The organism is Acidiferrobacteraceae bacterium (genome assembly GCA_037388825.1).
In the GTDB taxonomy this organism is placed as follows: domain Bacteria; phylum Pseudomonadota; class Gammaproteobacteria; order Acidiferrobacterales; family JAJDNE01; genus JARRJV01.
This window is the reverse complement of sequence record JARRJV010000119.1, coordinates 1-3,353: the sequence shown is the minus strand read 5'-3', so window position 1 is coordinate 3,353 and position 3,353 is coordinate 1. Positions and strand designations below refer to the sequence as shown.

The window sequence follows — 3,353 nt, the reverse complement described above, 5'->3', positions numbered from 1 at the left end:
TCAATGATTTAAGGAAGTTGAAAAATCCAACCGGATTTTGACGCCTTAGATTTATCTCATTTGCCTGAGAACCGAGAAGCAAAAAGAGGCCTTGATCATCGTTTCGGCCCGCAATCGATCTTATCTCCCCTCGTCCAAACGAACTTCCCCCTTGAAAAGGCAAGATGAAAAAGCAGCGTCCTTCCTGTTAACTTGGTGTTGTACGGCATCAAGTCGAGGAAGGAGGCGCTGCAGATGAAGTATATAGGAATGGATGCACATAGTCGAAACAGTGTTTTCGTCGTTCTGGGAAAGAGCGGCCGGGTGCTGAAGAGAGGCAAGGTCAACAGCCAAGAGGACGAGCTGCTGGGGTTTGTCCGCTCGATAAAGGGTCCCAAGAAACTGGCCTTCGAGGAAGGCGTTATGTCCCAGTGGCTGTATCTGCTTTTCAAGGACGAGGTAGAGGAGGTGGTGGTCTGCCAACCACGGGACAAGAACGGTCCCAAGAACGACGATAGAGACGCCTGGGAGCTCGCGGATCTCTTGAGAGTCGGCAGACTGAAATCGGTGTTTCATTCGGACAGCCTGTTGATGAATTTGCGCGTGCTCACGTCGGGATACGATGACGCAACACAGGAGCTCACTCGGATAAAGAATCGCTACAAGGCGGTGTACCGTCAGGTGGCTCTCTCCACGAAGATGACCGGGTTCTACGAATCGGAGGACATGCTCACGTTGCTGGATACGGAAGAGCGATACTACGTGGCCTGCACCTTGTTCGAGCAGATCAAGTTGTTCGAAGAGCAGCGCCTCGGATATGTGGAGAGATTCGAGTCGAATGTTCGCAAGTACAAGCCGATCAAGTTGTTGACGAGCATCCCCGGGCTCGGACCTGTTCGGGCAAATCAGATTGTCGCGGTGATGGTGACGCCGTACCGGTTTCCCAAGAAGTACAACCTGTTTTCGTACGCCATGCTGACGAAGCATAACCAGATAAGCGATGGAAAACTGTACGGCAAGCAACGGGCTCTCGGGCAGTCGGTTCTCAAGAGGGTATTCAAGTCTGCCGCGTTGAGCGCGATAAAGTCGAACACCGCGTTTCGACGGAAGTACGAGGAGATGAGGGCCGCCGGCAAGGATGACCGGGCGGCGAGGAACGCTGTCGCCAAAATGATAGCTGCTACGGTGATGGGCGTTTGGAAATCAGGGAAGAAGTACAACGACAAACACAGGGAGGTGACGCAAAGGCGAAATCGAAAGAGCCATAGCGGAGCTTGAGAATCTTTGAGCCTGAGAGTGACTGGTAGCCGCACTTCCAGTCTGGATCACGCATCCATAGGGCTCGGAGAGGAGGAGAGATTGAGACCCCCATGATCGCGATTGGCATCGAAGATCTTATGAAAAGGCTGATCCTCCTCCGCGTATATCTCATGTTGCAATGCTCAACCGCTGAAGCGGCAACTTCCGGGTAACTCCGGACAGCGGACAAGAGCCGAATAGAAGGATGAACGTGTCTCATATCGCCGCCTGCAACTGATGAGCCTTTTGAAGCGTTGTTCGACAGATGACAGGAGCTGCACTACCAAGACTCGCCGACCGGCCGAGTGACGTTACGTCTTCGGTCGAAGGACCTCCGGCGGGGGCGACCCATTTAAGGGGGTCGCTTTTCCCCGCCTCCGGTTCGTGCGGCCGGTCTACGGGATTCGTTGACCCAAGGCCATCAGTCGAAATCCCGGTCGCAACAGCTCAAGAGACTCGGTGCCGCATCCTTGCCCGAAACAGCGCCACTGCGTCTTCGATCGGGACAACGGACGCACTGCCAAAGAACTATTTCTTCATTGGCGGCAATAGAGTCGTTTTTTCTCTTGACAGGCATTTTCATAGAAGGGGGTCAGGGGGTTTTCGTCTCTTTCTCGTCCAAACGAAAAGAACGGCAAGTGGCTGAAACGATGGTCGAGGCCCCGCCGTTACTTGCGGCGAGGTTTTAGCTGCGGTTGTTTCCAGCTGGCACCTACGAGGCTTTGTCCAGCACTTGCCGCACAGCGTCGTCCTCTCCTGGTACCAGGGTGAAGGGCAGCACACGGCCATACAACCATGGACGCTGGTGGCGATTCTTGACCGTAGCGCTCAGCGCCGCCAACGCGAGGGAGCCCTCTTCAGACCAGCTCATCCCCTGGTGCTTCTGACGCGACGAGACCAGTTGATCGTTTGCCTTTTCCACCGAGTTGCTTGAGTTTCGAAGGCCAAGCCGCTTTCGTATGGCATAGCAAGGCATCATCGTCCGCCGGTCGCCCAGATAGGCGCATAGCTTGTCAATGTACGCAGAGGCTTTGATGTGGCGAGCGGGAATCTGCTTCAAGTAATCTATCGCTGATTGCGTAGCACCATACCACAGCAGTCTGGTCACCTGCTCAAGGTGCTCATTGCGCAGCTTGCGACCCCTGAGTGCCATGCTGAGACGCTCGGCACATTTCTTCTCGATGTGATGCCAGTCCAAAATGACGAACATGGCGGGATGCCATGAAAATGCCCCGACGACCGCATTCTTGAGGCTCTTCTCGCCGTCTGTGAAAAAGCAGAGTCGAAGATATTGAAGCCCGTTATTGAGCACGAACGCAAGGATGGTTCGAAACAGATTGAAGTAGGTGGCGGCAACCACCGTGTAGCGTCTTCCGTCATGCTCGATGGTCGCCGTCTTGTGGTTGACACGCTTGTTTGTCCTATTGTCGCTTTCGACCGGCGACTCCATGGCACCCGGACTCCGGCGTTTCTCCTGCTGCTTCTTTGCCAAGACACCATCCGGACAGATATTCACCGACTGTTCCGGACGCTCGTATGGTACCGGATTCGCCTTTACTTCATCCTGTAGCTCCTCCGGTATCTCGGCGTCGACCAAAGCCTTTCGAACCTCTCCTCTGCCGGCCCGGCTCTCTTGGATAACCCGCTTTGGAGGGCCGCAAAGATCAGGTGTCGGCGGATTGCTTTCGTCCACCCCCATCGCCTCCAAAACCCTATCTGTCTTGACCGCCCAGAAATCCAAAATCCTCGTGCCCTCTGCCTCTGTTCCGTCCCGTAAGGTGTTCAACGGAGTGCCGCCTTCTATTTGTCGTCGCTGTCGATTCAACCGCGCTGTCGTCTTGCGATAGGAGGTGTCCGTTGCGCCGTGAAGAATCCCTAGATCTCGGAAGCCGCGGGTCAAGTAGTATGCCGTACCCCGCTGTGCAGGAAACATCTCGGTAGACTTGAAGACCACTTTCTCATTCGAAACCACCTCATGCGTATCGAACGCGAATCGCCCAAGCTCGCTATCTACACGGTACCGGGTTTCGCGGATACGGATGCCTTCATCCCCGCTCCGCTCCGTCACCTTAACG

The 3,353-nt window shown here is 54.9% G+C and carries 2 protein-coding genes; one reads left to right on the top strand and one right to left on the bottom strand.

The window, feature by feature from the left end; all coding sequences use genetic code 11:
- Positions 1-234: 234 nt before the first annotated feature.
- A complete protein-coding gene (locus tag P8X48_13105) occupies positions 235-1,257 on the top strand; it encodes a transposase (protein MEJ2108240.1) in 1,023 nt (340 codons plus the stop codon).
- A 733-nt stretch (positions 1,258-1,990) separates the two neighbouring features.
- On the opposite strand, the gene P8X48_13100 is transcribed toward P8X48_13105, so the two are convergent.
- Positions 1,991-3,353 (bottom strand): hypothetical protein (locus P8X48_13100; protein ID MEJ2108239.1); only part of this gene is annotated, 1,363 nt, incomplete at its 5' end.